Source organism: Devosia sp. Z11_6 (assembly GCF_058133665.1).
On record NZ_JBYUNQ010000004.1, the window covers coordinates 77,354 to 94,176 of the forward strand.

Here is a 16,823-nt window from a genome sequence, read left to right on the forward strand (position 1 = left end):
CGGGTACCCCCGGCGCCACCATCGGGAACGTAGATGACGCAGCCCATCCTGACCCTTTCTGGCATCGGCAAGAGCTTTCCCGGCGTGCGGGCGCTCAATGGCGTGGCGCTGGAGCTTTATCCGGGCGAGGTGACGGCGCTGATCGGGGAGAACGGAGCCGGCAAATCCACCCTGGTCAAGATCCTGACCGGGATCTACCAGCCCGATGCGGGGGAAATTGCCATTGCGGGCAAGCCCGTGGTGCTGCCCACGGCACATGCCGCCTTTGCGGCGGGGGTGACGGCGATCCACCAGGAAACGGTGCTGTTCGACGAGCTGACCGTGGCCGAAAACATTTATCTGGGCCATGCGCCGCGCACGCGGCTGGGGCTGATCGACTGGCGCACCATGCGCAGTGAGGCCAAGGCGACGCTCGATGCCATGGCGGCCGGGATCGAACCCGATCTCAAGCTCAAGGAACTGGGGATCGCCAAAAAGCACCTGGTGGCGGTGGCGCGCGCGCTGTCGATCGACGCGCAGGTGGTGATCATGGATGAACCCACCGCCGCGCTCAGCCAAAAGGAGATCGAGGAGCTTTATGTGCTCATCGAGCTGCTTAAGGAAGACGGCAAGGCGATCCTCTTCATCTCCCACAAATTCGACGAGATCTATCGCATTGCCGACCGCTTCACCGTGTTTCGCGATGGCGAAATGGTGGGCAAGGGGCTGATCCGCGACACCAGCCAGAACCAGATCGTGCAGATGATGGTGGGCCGGGCGGTGGACCAGATCTTTCCCGCCCGCACGCCCGAGATCGGAGAGGTGGTGCTCGAGGCGAGGGGGCTGTCGCACCCCACCGAGTTCGAGGATGTGTCGTTCAGCCTGCGCCGGGGCGAAATCCTCGGGTTTTATGGCCTCGTGGGGGCGGGGCGCAGCGAGGTGATGCAAGCGGTGTTCGGCATGACGGCCCTATCGGGCGGTACGCTGAGGCTGAACGGCAAGCCGATCAAGCCGCGCTCGGCTGCCGATGCGGTGGAAGCGGGTATTGTTTATGTGCCCGAGGAACGCGGGCGGCAGGGGGTGATCACCAACCTGCCCATTTTCCAGAATGTGTCACTGCCCTCGCTGCGCCGCACGAGCAAGAGCCATGTGCTGCAGCTGGCTCAGGAATTTGCGCTGGCACGCTCGTTCACCGGGCGGCTCGATCTGCGCGCCTCCTCGCTCAGCCAGGATGTGTCGACCCTTTCGGGCGGCAACCAGCAAAAGGTGGTTATCGCCAAATGGCTGGCGACCGGGCCACGGGTGATCATTCTCGACGAGCCCACCAAGGGCATCGATATCGGCTCCAAGGCGGCGGTGCATGGCTTCATGGGCGAGTTGGTGAGCGGGGGACTGAGCGTGATCATGGTGTCGTCCGAGCTGCCTGAGGTACTGGGGATGAGCGACCGCATTGTGGTGATGCGCGAAGGGCGGGTGGTGGCCGTGCTCGACAACAAGGGGCTGCAGCCCGAAACCCTGGTGCGCCTTGCGGCGGGGATCGCGCCAGAGGAAGCGGCGGCATGAGGAGCATCGCCAAGCAGCGCGAGATCTGGCTGGCCGGCGCGATCGTGCTGGTGATTGTGCTGGTGACGCTGCGCTTTCCCCGCTTTGCCCTGCCGGGCAATCTGCTGACCATTTTCAACGACACCTCCATCCTGATCATGCTGGCGCTCGGGCAGATGGCGGTGATCCTGACCCGCTCCATCGACCTGTCGCAGGCCGCCAATTTGGCGCTAACCGGCATGATCGCGGCGATGTTCAATGCCGCGTTTCCGGGGGTGCCGATCCCCGCGGTGATGGCGATGTGCCTACTTGTGGGTGCAGTTTTGGGCGGGGTGAATGGGCTCCTGGTGTGGAAGCTCAATATCCCCTCCATCGTCGTGACCCTGGGGACGCTGACGATCTTTCGCGGGCTGGTGTTCGTGCTTTCGGGCGGGGCCTGGGTCAATGCCGCCCAGATGAGCCCCGATTTCATCAATCTGCAGCGCGCCGTGGTGCTGGGGCTGCCGGTGCTGAGCTGGATCGCCATTGCGGTGGCGGCGCTTTTTTACGTGCTGATGACGCGCACCCCGCTCGGGCGCGCGATCTATGCCATCGGGGTCAATCCGACCGCGGCGGTTTATACCGGCATCGATGTGGGGCGCACCAAGTTCCTCGCCTTCACCATTGCCGGCGCGGTTGCCGGGCTGTGCGGTTATCTCTGGGTGTCGCGCTATGTGATCGCCTCGACGGAGGTCGCGAGCGGCTATGAGCTGACTATCATCGCGGCTTGCGTGATCGGCGGCGTGTCGATTGCCGGTGGCATCGGCACCGTGGGCGGCACGTTGCTGGGGGCGTTGTTCTTGGGCGTGATCAACAATGCGCTGCCGGTGATCAATATTTCCCCGTTCTGGCAGATGGCGATCTCCGGTGGCGCGATCCTGTTGGCGGTGGTGCTCAATGCCCGGGGAGAGCGCTCGGCAGGGCGGGTGATCTTGCGAAAGGCGGAGGCGTGATGGCTTCCATGCCGGGTTCTGGCGCTCCCTCCCCCCTTGGGGAGGGTCGGGATGGGGGGTGGTGCAGTGGGTCGCTGGATCTGCAACTATCGGAAGCTATGAGATGACCGACACCGTAACAACCCGCCAATTGCCGGACCGGCTAGACCATCCCTTGCGCTCAGCGCTGCTGAGCTGGGAGTCGCTGCTGGTGCTGGTGGCGGTGGGGATTTTCATCGCCAATTCATTGGCTTCGCCTTACTTCCTCAATGAATGGTCGCTGTCGGACCTGACCTTCAACTTCACTGAAAAAGCGCTGATTGCGCTGGCCATGGCGCTGCTTATCATTTCGGGCGAGATCGATCTGTCGGTAGCGGCGATCATTGCCCTGGCCTCGACGTTGATGGGTTTGGCGCTGCAATGGGGCGTGGATACGCCCGGGCTGGTCGCGATCGGGGTTGGGGTGGGGCTTTTGTGCGGCGCCTTCAATGGGGCGCTGGTGACCGGGCTCAAACTGCCCTCGATCGTCGTTACCATCGGCACGATGAGCCTTTTCCGCGGCATCGCCTTCATCATCCTGGGGGATGGCAGCTTCAAGGGTTACCCCGCCAGCTTCAGCTTTTTCGGGCAGGGCTATGTGTGGTGGGTGATCTCGTTTGAACTGGTGCTGTTTGTTGTGGCGGCAGTGATCTTCTGGTTCATGCTGCACCGCACCACCTTTGGCCGCCAGATCTATGCCATCGGCAACAATGCCGTGGCGGCGCGCTTTACCGGCGTGCGGGTGGATCGCATCAAGTTCGTGCTGTTTTGCCTGACCGGGCTGATGAGCGGCATTGCCGCCGTGCTGCTGACGGCGCGGCTGGGCTCCACCCGGCCATCCATTGCCGAAGGCTTCGAGCTCGAGGCCATCACCATGGTGGTGCTGGGCGGGGTCAATATCCTGGGCGGCGGCGGCTCGATTATTGGCGTCGTACTGGCCGCCGTAATCATGGGGCTGGTGACCTTCGGGCTTGGGCTGCTCAATGTTCCGGGCATCGTCATGTCGATCTTTATCGGCACGCTGCTGATCGTGGTGATCGCGCTGCCCATCCTGTTCCGCCTGTGGAGAACGCGCAGCCAATGAGCGACTGGGAAAAACACGCCTTCAAGATGCAGCTCAATCCCGGCATGGCGGCCGAATACAAAAAGCGGCATGACGAGATTTTTCCCGAACTGGTTGACCTGCTCAAGCAGGCCGGCGTGCGCGATTATTCCATCCATCTCGATGAGGAAACCAATATCCTCTTTGGCGTGCTGTGGCGGCGCAAGGATCACACCATGGACGCGCTGCCCGACCATCCGGTGATGCAGCGCTGGTGGGCCCATATGGCCGATGTGATGGCCACCAATGAACGGAACGAGCCGGTTTCGGTCGACCTCAAGCCCATGTTCTGGATGGAGTAGCCGCGCGCCGTTTCAATGCAGCGAGGAGGGGGTGTGGGCTTTCCTGACCGCACGCGCCATCAGCCACACCGCCAAGACGACAAAGGGCGCTGCGATGGAGAGCGCCATGGTCTTGTGCAGGTGCAATTCCTCGAGCGGGCCGGCTAGCAGATAGCTCAGGATACCCAGCAGGTAATAGCTGATGGCGATGGTCGACAGCCCTTCAACCGTGCGCTGGAGCAGGAACTGGCTGCGCGAGGTCTGGGCGATGTTGTCGAGCACGGCGGCGTTTTGCACCTGCATGTCGACGCCGATGCGCACATTGAGCAGCCCGATGGCGCGTTCGAGCTTGGCCGACAGTACGGCGAGGCGCTTTTCCATTGCCGCGCAAGTGGCGAGACCCGGATCGACCCGGTTGCCAATATAGCTGCCCAGGGTCGAGCCGCGATCGGTGCCCGATTCCCGGATGCCCTGCACCCGCACGCGCAAGATGTCGCCATAGGCGTGTCCGGCGGCAAAACGATAGCCGAGGCGTTCCGACATCTGGCTGGAGCGCACCGAAAGCGCATGGAGGGCATCAAGGGCCGCCTGGACCGCAGCGGGCGTAGTCGCCTCGGAAAGCTCTTCCATCAGCGCGGTGAGTTCGGTTTCGATACGCCGCAATTCGGGCGCGGTGCTGCGCGCCAGGGGCAGGCCAAGCAGCGCCATGGTGCGATAGGTTTCGATCTCGAGAATGCGGCGCACGATGATGGAGCGGCGCAGCGGCGTCAGGCCGCCGGCCGCCAGCTCGAAACGGGTGAAGCGGTCCGCATCGGGCACGAAATCGGTGGCGATCTGGGCCTTGCCCGCTTCCACATTGGCAAGGCACAGGCTGGGCAGACTGAACCCGGGCACCAGGCGGTCGGGTATGGTGGTTTCGGCAATGACATCAAGCCGCATCGCCCCGATCAGGAGCCCATCGGCCAGAACCTCAAGGCCAAGCCCATCGGGACGATTGTCGTTGTCGTCCAGCTCGCTGCGCCAAGTGACGGTGACGAACTCGGTGTGGAACTCCCAGGTGACCTGCCGTCCGGCGCCGCCAAAGCTGTGCTGGCGCGTATCGGGCTGGGGCATCGGCAGGCCTTGTTCGGCGCAAAAGGCCGCGAAGCGCTCGAACACGGCCAGCATGGCGCCGGCCACGGGCGGCATCACCACGACGAGGCGGCGCAATCGGCAGGTCTCGGGCACGATCTCGACGGGACGGGCATGGACCTCCGCCATGATGGCGTCGCGGTAGGGGTGATCAGCAATGGTGGTTTGAACCATGAAAGGGCTCCGGCCCGGCCCGAATGCCGGTCGGCCATGTGGCGCTACCCGGCCGCGCTTGGCAATGAGGCGTTCGGGCGCGCTACTTTGGTCGAAGAGGCGGGAACGCTAGGGCGGGGTAGCGCTTATCATGGATAGAAGCGCGGCGCAGAGCCGTGTTTTCGCTCGCGCTCGGTTTGCCCGGATACGAGGAATATTGGGCGAGTTTTTCCGAGCTGTTTCCTTTGCCGCCAATTTCGCCCTAGCTCATTTTTGCAGGCGCGCTAGGTTAACCCGACTGGGTCGAGCGCCCGCACACACGGAGAATCGCCATGCGTCTTGCCGTTAAACTCCTGAGCGCCGTCGCCGCGCTTGCTGTTTCCATCACCGCCGCCCAGGCGCAGGTGGTGGTGTCCTCCAAGATCGACACCGAAGGGGGCGTGCTGGGGAACATCATTCTCCAGGTGCTGCAGAATAACGACATTGCCGTGGAAGATCGCACGCAGCTGGGCGGTACGCCGATCGTGCGCGAAGCCATCATTGCCGGCGAAATCGACATCTATCCCGAATATACCGGCAATGGCGCCTATTTCTTCGAGGGGACCGATCCCGCGCTCTGGAACGACGCGGCCAAGGCCTATGCCGAGGTCAAAAAGCTCGACTATGACGCCAACAAGATCGTCTGGCTGAGCCCGTCGCCGGCCAACAATACCTGGGCGGTGGCACTGCGGGGCGATCTGGCGGAAGCCAATAACCTCAAGACCTTCTCCGAGTTCGGGGAATGGGTGGCTGGTGGTGGCGAGGTCAAGCTCGCCGCTTCGGCCGAGTTCGTCAACTCGCCCGCGGCGCTGCCCAAGTTCCAGGAAGTCTATGGCTTTGCCCTGTCGCCTGACCAGCTGATTACCCTTTCGGGCGGTGACACGGCGGCCACCATCGCGGCGGCAGCCCAGCAGACCAATGGCGTCAACGCTGCCATGGTTTATGGCACCGATGGGGGCATCGCGCCTTCGGGCCTGGTGGTGCTGGAAGACGACAAGGGCGTGCAGCCCGTTTATCAGCCCGCCCCGATCATCCGCGAGGAAGTTCTGACCGAGTATCCACAGATCGAGGAACTGCTGACGCCGGTGTTTGAGGCGCTGACGCTCGAAACGCTACAGGAGCTTAATGGCCGCGTGCAGGTGGGCGGTGAAGCCGCGTCGGCGGTGGCCACCGACTTCCTGACGCAGGGCGGGTTCCTGAACTAGGCCCGTGCGCGAAGTGGGGATGCGCATGCACCCCACTTCTGGCCTGCCATGGCGCAAGGGAGCCGCATGAGCACTGCCACTGCCGCTCCAGCGAGCGGGCTCCGTTGGCTCGGCCTCGACAAGCTTGGCGTTCTCATCGCGGCGATCGCCGCGGCGGGGACGGTTTTGCCGTTTGCGCTGTTTCGCGCCAACCGCATTGTGCCGGGGGAGGCGCGCGGAATCCTCGAGGCCCTGCCGCCCGCCGAGGGCGCGGTGCTGCTCGCCGTGCTGGTGGGTGGGATCGTCGCGGCATTGCTGCGCCTGCCGCGCCGGATCAAGCTGGGAGCGGCGACGCTGGCGCTGGTAGCGCTGGCGGTGATGATCGGGCGCTCGGCGGAGTTTCTGACGCCGCCGGAGAACACTTTTGCCCGGGTGTCCCCGGGTGCCGGGTTCTGGCTGCTGGTGTTTGCTTTTGCCCTGCTGCTGGCCGATTGCCTGACGCGATTGCGCCTGGCGCCCTGGCTGCGCATCGCCGTGCTCGCCGGCGTGGCCTTGGCGATGGCGGCGTGGCTGTGGTCGGGCGCGTGGAACGACCTCGCCCTGCTCAAGGAATACAGCACCCGCGCCGCCGCGTTCTGGAACGAGGGGCGCACGCATCTGGCGCTGGCCTTCGGCTCGGTGGCGGCAGCGATTGCCGTGGGCGTGCCGCTGGGCGTGTTGTGCTTCAAGGTCAAGCCGCTGCGCGCGGGCGTGCTGGGCGTGCTCAACATCATCCAGACCATTCCATCCATTGCCCTTTTCGGCCTCCTGATTGCGCCGCTCGCCTGGGTGGCGGCAACAGTGCCAGGAGCGGCGCGGCTGGGGATTTCGGGCATTGGTGCGGCGCCGGCGCTGGTAGCGCTGTTTGCCTATGCGCTGCTGCCCATCGTTTCCAACACCGTGGTGGGGCTGGTCGGCGTGCCACCGGCGGCGGTGGATGCAGCGCGCGGCATGGGCATGACGGTAAGGCAGCGCCTGCTCGGTATTCAGTTTCCGCTGGCTTTCCCGGTTATTCTGACCGGGATCCGCATTGTGCTGGTGCAAAATATCGGCCTTGCGACTATCGCCGCGCTGATCGGGGGCGGGGGCTTTGGCGTCTTTGTGTTCCAGGGCATCGGACAAACCGCCATGGACCTGGTGCTGCTGGGCGCCATTCCAACCGTGGCGCTGGCCTTTGCGGCGGCAGTGGTGCTCGACGCGCTGATCGAAATGAGCGGAGGGCGGGGGCGGCCGGCATGATCGAGATCGACAATGTTTCCAAGATCTATGACGGCACCGCGGTGGTCGATGGGGTGACGCTGACCGTGGCGCCGCGCACGATCTGCGTGATCGTGGGCACATCGGGCTCGGGCAAGACGACGCTGCTGCGCATGATCAACCGGCTGGTGGAGCCCAGCGCCGGCACGATCCGCATCGATGGCGAGGATACGCGCAGCATCGAGGCCTATCAGCTGCGCCGGCGCATGGGCTACGCCATCCAGGGGCATGGGCTGTTTCCCCATCGCACGGTGGCGCAGAACATCGCCACCGTGCCCAAGCTCCTCGGCTGGGACAAGGCCCGCCGCAACGCGCGGGTCGATGAACTGCTCGAGCTGTTCCAGCTCGATCCCGGCCAATATCGCGACCGGCTGCCCCATGAACTGTCGGGTGGCCAGCAACAGCGCATCGGGGTGGCGCGGGCGCTGGCGGCCGAGCCCAATATCTTGCTGATGGACGAGCCCTATGGCGCGCTTGATCCCCTGATCCGCGCCAAGGCGCAGGAGGATCTGCTGGCGATCCAGCGGCGGTTCAAGACCACGATCGTGCTCGTGACCCATGACATGGAAGAAGCCATTCACCTGGGCGACACGATCGCGGTGATGGACAAGGGCCAGCTGTTGCAATGCGCCGCGCCCGCCGAGATCATCGCCCGTCCCGCGAGCCCCTTTGTAGCCGAGCTGATCGGCACCAGCGAGCGCCCGTTCCGCCTGCTGTCGCTCGAGCGGGTGGGCGATCATCTCGAGCCCGGCACCGGAACGGGCGAGCCGATCGAGGCCGGCGCTTCGCTGCGGGACGCCTTGGCTGAATTGCTATGGTCGGGGCGGGCGGCGCTGCCGGTGCGCCGGGACGGGCAGATCGTGGGGCAGGTGACGCGCGAGGCGCTGTCGCGGCTGGCGGCGCGACCGCAATGACAGCGGGCAATGGGGTGCGGCTGCTGGCGCTGGCGGTGCTGGTGCTGTTTTTGATCCAGCCTGAGCTGTTCAGCCCGTTTTTTGCGCTGTTCACCAAGCCGGGGCAGCCGGCGATCTACAACCAGGGCGGTCTGCTCGACATCACGTTCAACCATCTGGCGATCGTGCTGGCGGCCACCATAGCCGCCACCATTGCGGCGGCCGGGCTGGCGATCGTGGTGACCCGCCCGTTCGGGGCCGAGTTCCTGCCGCTTTGCCGTTCGCTGGCCAATATCGGCCAGACCTTTCCGCCGGTGGCGGTGCTGGCGCTGGCGGTGCCGGCGCTTAACAGTTTCGGCACGGCGCCGACGCTGCTGGCGCTGTTTTTGTATGGGCTGCTGCCCATCTTCGAAAATACCCTCACGGGTCTCACCAATCTGCCCGCCGCGGTGACCGATGCGGCCAAGGGCATGGGGATGACGGGCTGGCAGCGGCTCATGAAGGTCGAGCTGCCGCTGGCGCTGCCGGTGATCCTCGCGGGCATTCGGCTCTCGACAGTGATTTCGCTCTCGACAGCGACCATCGGCTCGACCGTGGCGGCGCGCACCCTGGGCGAAGTTATCATCGCCGGCCTATTAACGGGTAATACTGCCTTCGTGCTGCAGGGCGGGCTGATCGTGGCTGTTCTTGCGGTGCTGATTTATGATGGGCTTTCGGCGCTCGAGCGGATGCTGATGGTGCGGACGGGGCAGGCGGGCCGGGCGGAGGGGTGAAGGATGGCGCGCGATCACGAATTGGAGCAGCGGGTGCTCGACGATCTCGGCCCGCTGCCGGGGTTGAGTGAGAAAGCCATGTTTGGCGGGCTGGTCTGGCTACTCGATGGGCACATGTTGTGTGCGGCCACCGGCGAAGGTCTGATGGTGCGGCTGGGCAGGGGCAATGACGCCTGGGCGCTGCAAGAGCCTGATATTGCTGCCGTAGTGATGTCGGGCAAGCCGATGCCGGGCTGGGTGCGGGCGGGCACCGGGGCATGTGCCGACGAGCTATTGCGGCGGCGCCTGCTCGATGCGGCGGTTACTTTCGTGGGCGCGCTACCGCCTAAAAGCTGAGGGTTTTTGCCTTCGAGCGGACACAAAGATGAACCCCAGCTGAACGGGGTTTTAATCATGAGTTCAATGGTCTGCGCTAAAGTGCTCATGTCCAGCCAGTTGAAAGCCGAACCACCATGAACAAGCGACAGGAAAAGGTGTTGATCGCGACGCTGTGCGGCTTGGTCGTGACCGCAGCGGCAGGCTTTGTAATTCAGCCGGCCAATGCGGCCAGCACGCCGGTGCAGGTGACCGATCTTGCCGGCGAACCGGTGGCGCTGCCGAGAGCGCCAACGCTGCAGGTCCTGACGCAGCCGCTGGCGCCTCCCGGCCTCTGGCATTGACTTTTCCGGCTGGCTGCTATTCGCAAGAAGCGGTCAGTTGGAGTGCGTTGCGATGGATGCCAATCCCGTTCTTGCCGAAACCACCCGCGGCAACTGGATCGAGAACCGCCATCGTGGCGCCTTTGCCGTGGTGGATGCCAATGGCACGCTGATCGCCTCGGCCGGCGATATCGACTTTCCCATCTTTCCCCGCTCAGCCATTAAATCCATGCAGGCGCTGGCCATCTTTGGCAGCGACGCCATTGGCGAGTTCCATCACACCCCTCAGGAGCTGGCGCTGGCCTGCGCTTCCCACCATGGCGAGGAGCCGCATGTGGAAGGGGTCGCCCATCTGCTGGAGCGACTGGGGCTGTCTGTGGATGACCTGGAATGCGGCGCCCATCCGCCTACCAATCCCGCGGCGCGCGACGCGCTGCGCCAGGCGGGGCTCAAGCCCACGGCACTGCACAATAATTGTTCGGGCAAGCATGGCGGCATGCTGAGCGTGGCGCTGGCCATGGGCGTGCCGACCAAGGGCTATGTGGAGCGCGAGCACCAGGTGCAGCGCGCGGTGCGCGATGCCATCGAAATGGTGATTGGCGAACCGCTGAGCGAAGAGCGCTGCGGCACCGACGGCTGTTCCATCCCCACTTTTGCCGCGCCCTTGCGCGCCTTTGCCCGTGGATTTGCCGTCATGGCGACGGGCCAGGGGCTCCCGGCCGACATGGCGGCGGGCGCGCGGCGGCTGTTTGATGCGGCCACGCAGTATCCGCTGCTGGTGGCGGGAACGGGCCATGCCGATACGCGCATCATGGCCGCCTTTGGCGGGCGGGTGATGCAAAAGATCGGCGCCGAAGGGGTGCAGTGCGGCGCCATTCGCGACAAGGGCTGGGGCTATGCCCTCAAATGCGATGACGGCAACATGGCCGCGTCGCAATCCATGCTGGCAGGCCTGTTGCTGAACTATTCCGATCCCGAGGCCGACCAACTGGCCGTGCTGCAATCCATTGCCAACCGGCCGATCAACAGCGTCCGGGGTGCTCAGGTGGGGTGGCTGCGCCCGGCTGGTCCCCTGGCTTAAACCATGGCGCGGCTTGTCCCTGCCGCCCGCGCACCGCTATAAGGACCCTCCTTAGTCAAGGCGAGGCCGATGCGCGACAGTGATCAAATCTTTCTCGGGGCCAGCACGCAGCCCGAAACCCTGGCGCTGCGCTATGCCAATCGGCATGGGCTGATCACCGGGGCGACGGGCACCGGCAAGACGGTGACCCTCCAGGTGCTGGCGGAAGGATTTTCGCGCGCCGGGGTGCCGGTGTTCTGCGCCGATATCAAGGGCGATCTATCGGGGCTCGCCGTTGCGGGCGAGGCCAAGCCGGCGCTGATCGAGCGGGCCGACAAGATCGGGCTGCCTGGGGGACTGGTATTCGAGGGCTCGCCCACCATTTTCTGGGACCTGTTCGGCAAGCAGGGTCATCCCGTCCGCACCACGATTTCCGAAATCGGCCCGCTGCTGCTGAGCCGCCTGCTCGATCTCAACGACACCCAGGAAGGCGTACTCAACATCGCCTTCAAGGTGGCCGATGATGAAGGCCTGCTGCTGCTCGACCTCAAGGATTTGCGCGCGCTGCTGACTGATCTCGGGCAGCGCAGCAAGGAGATCTCGCTGCGCTATGGCAATGTGAGCTCGGCCAGTATCGGCGCGATCCAGCGCGACCTGCTGGTGCTCGAGCAGCAAGGGGCGGAAAGCTTTTTCGGCGAACGGGCGCTCGAGATCGCCGATCTCATGCGCACCGACCGCGACGGGCGCGGTTTTGTGTCGGTGCTGGCAGCCGACGAGCTGATGCGCTCGCCCCGGCTGTATTCAACCTTCCTCCTCTGGCTGTTGTCGGAGCTGTTCGAGGAACTGCCCGAAGTGGGCGACCCGGAAAAACCGCGGCTGGTGTTCTTTTTCGATGAAGCGCATTTGTTGTTCGACGATGCACCCAAGGCGCTGATCGACAAGGTGGAGCAGGTGGTCAAGCTCATTCGCTCCAAGGGCGTGGGCGTGTATTTCGTGACGCAGAATCCGGCCGATATCCCCGAAGCAGTGCTGGCGCAGCTGGGCAATCGCGTGCAGCACGCGCTGCGCGCCTATACGCCGCGCGAGCAAAAAGCTGTGCGGGTGGCGGCCGAGACCTTCCGGTCTAACCCGGCTTTTTCGACCGAAGAAGCCATTACCCAGCTGGGGACCGGCGAGGCGCTGGTCTCGACCCTGGGAGACAAAGGTGTGCCCTCGATGGTTGGGCGCACGATGATCCGCCCACCCGGCGGGCGCATCGGCCCGCTGACCTCAGCCGAGCGACAGGCGGTGATCGCCGATTCTCCCGTCGGCGGGCTTTATGATGCGGTGATCGATCGCGAGTCGGCCTTTGAAGTGCTGGCACGCCGGGCCGAGCAGCACCAGCGCGATGCCGCCCAACAGCAGGAAGCCGCCCGTCGCGATGCTCCGGCCCCCCGGCGTTCCTCACGCCAGACTCCGGCGGAAGCGGCGATGAATTCACTGGCCCGCACCGTGGCCAACCGGCTGGGCAGTGCGCTGGTGCGCGGCGTGCTTGGCAGCCTGAAGCGGGGATGGTGATGATGGCGGATTCGGTTTCCCCCACAGTGACATTGGCGGTTTTCGCGTCTGACCGGGGGCCGGGCGATCCCGAGCGCTCGAGCATCATGAGCCAGGCGGGAAGCCTGTTTGCCCGCAGGGGCGCCGCGATCGTGTGCCTGGCCGAGCAAGGCGTACTGCCGGTGCCGCTGATCACCGCGGCGCGCGCTGCTGGCGGGCGGGTGCAGATCATTGGGGACGACACCATTGTGCTGCCGCCAGCGCTTGACGGCGTGCCGCTTGAGATCATTGCCGATCGCAGCGAAAGGGCGGCCCGGGTCGGGGCGCTTGCCGATGCCTTCGTGGCGCTGCCGGGGTCGCTGGCTTCGATTTCGGCCCTTTTCACCACCTGGTCCGCCGCCAAGGAAAAGGGACTGGTGCGGCCCGTGGTCATGCTCAACCGGCACAAGGCCTTTGATGTGGTGCGCGGTTATGCGGCCGATGTGCTGTCGCACAGCCTGCAGGGCCATGATCGCCTGCTGCAGTTTTCCGACTCGGTCGAGGATGTCTGGACGCGGGCGAGCCGGCTGGTGGGCGAGCGCTAGTTCGGCGAGAGCTGGGGCGCGCTGGGCTGCGCTCGCTTGGGAAACAGCTGCACCACATTGTCCGAAGCGCGCCGGTTAAAAAGCGGCTGGGGCGAGATGCCGGGCAGGTTTTTACGGCGCTCCGGGCCGCGGTAGACAGGCACGGGGCTATAACCGGTGCCGGCGGCGGCCCGCAGGCGGGCCTGCACCCGCTGCAGCAGATGGCGGGGCGACATTGGCTTGATCACCACTTCATCAATTCCGGCGCTGATGGCCTGATGGCGCATGGGCGGGGTGATGGCACGGGTCAGCGCGATCACCGGCACCTCGCGGCAGAGAATGGTGAGGTCGAGCCGGATCGCTTCCACCATTTCATAGGCGGGGCGGCCTTCCCGGTCGAAATCGACGATCAAGACATCAATGGGGGCAAGGCGCATATAAGCAAAGAGCGCGGCTTCGCAATCGAACTGGCGCACGCGCAGCCGCAGGTCACCAGCCAGAACCATCGCCAGCAGGGATGACAGCGCGTCATTGGCTGCAAAAACGGCGACAAGTTTGCCTGATGAAGACACGCACACAACCCCCAATGGTAAACAAAGGGTTAGCAGGTGACATTGAGTCGGGCGAAGCAAAGCCGCAGCGCCCACAGCATTTCTTGTGGAAAGCACAGATGAAGGCTTGGGGGCGGGGCGAGGCCCAAAGCAAAAGGCCCGCCGCAATCAAGCGACGGGCCCACTGGCTGGAAGCGGAAGCGGAAGCGATCAGCCGCGCGCTTCGGTGAACATCTGCTCGACATGTTCCCAGTTCACGAGATTGTCGAACCAGGCTTCGAGATATTTCGGGCGGGCATTGCGGTAGTCGATGTAATAGGAGTGTTCCCACACATCGACGCCCAGGATCGGCTTGCCGCCATGCACGAGCGGGGACTCGCCATTGGCGGTCTTGGTGACTTCGAGCTTGCCGTTCTTGACCGACAGCCATGCCCAGCCCGAACCGAACTGGGTGGTGCCGGCATTGATGAAATCGGCACGGAACTTGTCAAAACCGCCCAGATCGGAGTCGATGGCTGCCTGCAGCGCGCCGGGCAGCTTGTTGCCGCCGCCATTGGGCTTCATCCACTGCCAGAAATGCACGTGGTTGTAGTGCTGGCCGGCATTGTTGAAGAGGCCCTGATTGGTGCCAAAGCTCGCCTGCACGATTTCTTCGAGGCTCTTGCCTTCCAGCCCCGAGCCTTCCAGCAGCTTGTTGCCGTTGGTCACGTAAGCCTGGTGGTGCTTGTCGTGGTGAAACTCCAGCGTTTCGGCCGACATATAGGGGCCAAGCGCGTCCTTGGAATAGGGCAGTTCGGGCAGTTCAAAAGCCATGAGTAGCCTCCTGTTGAATCGATAAGTCCGGGCCGGGTCCAAGCCTATAAGAGCTTGCCGGCATTGCTGCAATCAGCCCTGCGCTGATTGAGTTGATTGCGCCAGCCCGACGCAATCGAGCGCAAAGGCATAGCACATGGCGGTCTCCTTGATACGGTCGAACCGTCCCGAAGCGCCGCCATGCCCCGCGCCCATATTGGTCTTGAGGTAAAGCGGCGCCGCGCCGGTTTTGGTTGCACGCAATTTGGCGACCCATTTGGCGGGCTCCCAATAGGTGACGCGCGGATCGGTGAGGCCCGCAAGCGCAAAGATGGGCGGATAATCCTGGGCCGCGACCTGCTCATAGGGCGCGTAGCTGGCGATGCGCCGATAATCCTCGGCCGACAGCAGCGGATTGCCCCATTCGGGCCATTCTGGCGGGGTGAGGGGGAGGGTGTCGTCGAGCATGGTGTTGAGGACATCCACGAACGGCACCTGCGCGAGGATCCCGCCCCACAGATCGGGCCGCATATTGGCGACGGCACCCATCAGCATGCCGCCGGCCGAGCCGCCTTGCGCGACGATCCGGCCCTTGGCGGTATAGCCTTGCGCGATCAGCATTTCGGCGGCGGCGATGAAATCGGTGAAGGTATTGGTCTTGTGCTCGCGCCGGCCCTGGGCATACCAGCGATAGCCCTTTTCCATGCCGCCGCGGATATGGGCGGTGGCGTGAATGAAGCCGCGATCCACCAGCGACAGGGCGGATACGGAAAAGGCAGCGGGCATGGACATGCCATAGGCGCCATAGCCGTAAAGCAGGGCCGGGGCAGTGCCATCGAGCGGGGTGCACTGGCGATAAAGGACGGTGACCGGGACCTGCTCGCCATCGGGGGCGGTGGCAAACAGGCGCCGCGTCACGTAATCGGCGGGGTTGTGGCCCGAGGGCACTTCCTGCTCTTTCAGCAGCGTGCGCTCGCCGGTCTCGAGATCGAGATCATAGGTGCGCGAGGGGGTCGTGGGCGAGGAATAGGTGAGGCGGAAGGTCGAGGTATCGAACTCGTAGCCCACCGACATGCCCAGCGAATAGGCTTCCTCGTCGAACCCGACGGTGTCCTCGGCTGAGGTGCGCAGGTCGCGCACGATGATGCGGGGCAGGCCTTCGAAACGCTCGAGCCGCAGTAGGTGGTTCTTGATCACCGTGGTGTCGAGGATCAGCACCCCCTGCTGGTGGGGCACGAGATCGGTCCAGTGCTCGGGGCCCGGATTGTCGGCCGGGGCGGTGACGATCTTGAAGTCTTCCGCGCCATCGGCATTGGTGCGGATGTAAAGCACGCCGTCGCGCTCATCGACGTCATATTCGCGCTCGGTTACGCGCGGGGCAACGCAGCGGAGTTCGCCCGCGCCGGTGGCGTCGAGCAGCCAGACTTCGGAGGTCTGGTGGTCATGGGCATCAACGACGATGAACTTGCCGGACAAGGTGCGCCCGACCCCGACGAAAAAGCCGGGATCGCTTTCCTCGAAAACAATGCGATCGCTCTCCTGGGCCGTGCCGATGCGATGTTCGCGCACGCGGAAGGGGCGGTGGTTGTCGTCGTATTCGGTGTAGAAAATCGCCGTGCTGTCGTTGTTCCAGACATAGGAACCGGCGGTTTCGGCAATCACTTCCGGGCTGTCCGTGCCCGTATCGAGATCGCGCACCACGATGTCGTAATATTCCGAGCCGGCGCGGTCGGCGGCCCAGGCGAGATAGCGGTGGGAGGGGTCGTGCTCGGCCCCGGCAAAGCCAAAATAGCCGTCGCCTGCCTCGATATTGCAGTCGAGGAGCACGGTTTCGGGCCCGCCATCGCGCGGGGTGCGCACGACCTGCGGATATTGCTTGCCCTCGAGCATGCGCGAATTATAGGCGAAGGGGCCATCGGGGGAGGGGATGCCGCTGTCGTCTTCCTTGATGCGGCCGCGGATCTCGCGATAGATCGTTTCCTGCAGATCAGCGGTCGGGGCGCCGAATTCGGCCTCGAAAAAGCTGTTCTCGGCCTCGAGATAGTCGCGGATTTCCCCATCCAGCGTTTCGGGCTGCTGCATCACTTCCTGCCAGTTGGGTGCGCGCAGCCATTGATAGGGGTCCTCGCGCCGATCATTGTGATGCGTGGCGGAGAAGGGCTTGCGGGCGGCGACGGGTGGGGAAAGCTTGGGCATGAAAGTTCCAGATGGGGCGAAAGCATCGGCCAAGGTGGCGGCTGCCCTCGCAGGGAGATGAAGGCAAGGTAGGGCTCCCGCCCGGTGATTTCCAGAGCGCAGCG

17 protein-coding genes are annotated in these 16,823 nt (G+C 64.5%); 13 read left to right on the forward strand and 4 right to left on the reverse strand.

Annotated features, from left to right (window positions below):
- The first annotated feature begins 33 nt into the window (after nt 1–33).
- The 4 genes from AC3YMN_RS12595 (at nt 34) to rhaM (ending at nt 3,935) form a co-directional block, all read left to right on the forward strand.
- Complete coding sequence (locus AC3YMN_RS12595; protein ID WP_489890273.1) at nt 34–1,542, forward strand: sugar ABC transporter ATP-binding protein; 1,509 nt, start codon at nt 34–36, stop codon at nt 1,540–1,542.
- On the forward strand, nt 1,539–2,513 hold the full coding sequence (locus tag AC3YMN_RS12600; protein WP_489890274.1) for an ABC transporter permease: 975 nt from the start codon (nt 1,539–1,541) through the stop codon (nt 2,511–2,513). Before AC3YMN_RS12595 ends, AC3YMN_RS12600 begins: the two co-directional genes overlap by 4 nt.
- Nucleotides 2,514–2,616: 103 nt before the next feature.
- Nucleotides 2,617–3,615, forward strand: coding sequence for an ABC transporter permease (locus AC3YMN_RS12605; protein ID WP_172122717.1), 999 nt, complete (start codon nt 2,617–2,619; stop codon nt 3,613–3,615).
- On the forward strand, nt 3,612–3,935 hold the full coding sequence (gene rhaM / locus AC3YMN_RS12610) for an L-rhamnose mutarotase (protein ID WP_489890275.1): 324 nt from the start codon (nt 3,612–3,614) through the stop codon (nt 3,933–3,935). Before AC3YMN_RS12605 ends, rhaM begins: the two co-directional genes overlap by 4 nt.
- Nucleotides 3,936–3,947: 12 nt before the next feature.
- On the opposite strand, the gene AC3YMN_RS12615 is transcribed toward rhaM, so the two are convergent.
- Entirely contained in the window at nt 3,948–5,219 is a 1,272-nt protein-coding gene (locus AC3YMN_RS12615; protein WP_489890276.1) for a DUF3422 family protein, read from the reverse strand.
- 311 nt (nt 5,220–5,530) lie between these two features.
- Between AC3YMN_RS12615 and osmF the strand changes: the two genes are divergently transcribed.
- The 9 genes from osmF to AC3YMN_RS12660 all read left to right on the forward strand — a co-directional run bounded on the left by osmF (nt 5,531) and on the right by AC3YMN_RS12660 (nt 13,201).
- The gene (gene osmF, locus AC3YMN_RS12620; protein WP_489890277.1) at nt 5,531–6,442 is read left to right on the forward strand and encodes a glycine betaine ABC transporter substrate-binding protein OsmF; all 912 of its coding nucleotides are present in this window, start codon (nt 5,531–5,533) and stop codon (nt 6,440–6,442) included.
- Between the two features lie 66 nt (nt 6,443–6,508).
- Nucleotides 6,509–7,699 (forward strand): ABC transporter permease, encoded by a 1,191-nt coding sequence (locus AC3YMN_RS12625; protein ID WP_489890278.1) that lies wholly within the window; start codon nt 6,509–6,511, stop codon nt 7,697–7,699.
- Nucleotides 7,696–8,631, forward strand: a complete 936-nt coding sequence (locus tag AC3YMN_RS12630; protein ID WP_489890279.1) for an ABC transporter ATP-binding protein — start codon at nt 7,696–7,698, stop codon at nt 8,629–8,631. Before AC3YMN_RS12625 ends, AC3YMN_RS12630 begins: the two co-directional genes overlap by 4 nt.
- Nucleotides 8,628–9,383, forward strand: a complete 756-nt coding sequence (locus AC3YMN_RS12635; protein WP_489890280.1) for an ABC transporter permease — start codon at nt 8,628–8,630, stop codon at nt 9,381–9,383. Before AC3YMN_RS12630 ends, AC3YMN_RS12635 begins: the two co-directional genes overlap by 4 nt.
- Before the next feature lie 3 nt (nt 9,384–9,386).
- Complete coding sequence (locus tag AC3YMN_RS12640; protein WP_489890281.1) at nt 9,387–9,719, forward strand: TfoX/Sxy family protein; 333 nt, start codon at nt 9,387–9,389, stop codon at nt 9,717–9,719.
- A 116-nt stretch (nt 9,720–9,835) separates the two neighbouring features.
- Complete coding sequence (locus AC3YMN_RS12645) at nt 9,836–10,042, forward strand: hypothetical protein (RefSeq protein WP_489890282.1); 207 nt, start codon at nt 9,836–9,838, stop codon at nt 10,040–10,042.
- A 52-nt stretch (nt 10,043–10,094) separates the two neighbouring features.
- The gene (locus AC3YMN_RS12650; protein WP_489890283.1) at nt 10,095–11,102 is read left to right on the forward strand and encodes an asparaginase; all 1,008 of its coding nucleotides are present in this window, start codon (nt 10,095–10,097) and stop codon (nt 11,100–11,102) included.
- 69 nt (nt 11,103–11,171) lie between these two features.
- Complete coding sequence (locus AC3YMN_RS12655) at nt 11,172–12,638, forward strand: helicase HerA-like domain-containing protein (RefSeq protein WP_489890284.1); 1,467 nt, start codon at nt 11,172–11,174, stop codon at nt 12,636–12,638.
- A gap of 2 nt (nt 12,639–12,640) precedes the next feature.
- Entirely contained in the window at nt 12,641–13,201 is a 561-nt protein-coding gene (locus AC3YMN_RS12660; protein ID WP_127752346.1) for an LOG family protein, read from the forward strand.
- Here the strand turns inward: AC3YMN_RS12660 and AC3YMN_RS12665 are convergent.
- The 3 genes from AC3YMN_RS12665 to AC3YMN_RS12675 all read right to left on the reverse strand — a co-directional run bounded on the left by AC3YMN_RS12665 (nt 13,198) and on the right by AC3YMN_RS12675 (nt 16,719).
- Nucleotides 13,198–13,752 (reverse strand): response regulator, encoded by a 555-nt coding sequence (locus AC3YMN_RS12665; protein WP_172122728.1) that lies wholly within the window; start codon nt 13,750–13,752, stop codon nt 13,198–13,200. The genes AC3YMN_RS12660 and AC3YMN_RS12665 overlap by 4 nt on opposite strands.
- A gap of 189 nt (nt 13,753–13,941) precedes the next feature.
- Entirely contained in the window at nt 13,942–14,544 is a 603-nt protein-coding gene (locus AC3YMN_RS12670) for a superoxide dismutase (RefSeq protein ID WP_172122729.1), read from the reverse strand.
- A gap of 72 nt (nt 14,545–14,616) precedes the next feature.
- Nucleotides 14,617–16,719: a S9 family peptidase gene (locus AC3YMN_RS12675; protein WP_489890285.1), complete on the reverse strand. Its 2,103-nt coding sequence runs from the start codon at nt 16,717–16,719 to the stop codon at nt 14,617–14,619.
- Nucleotides 16,720–16,823: the final 104 nt, after the last annotated feature.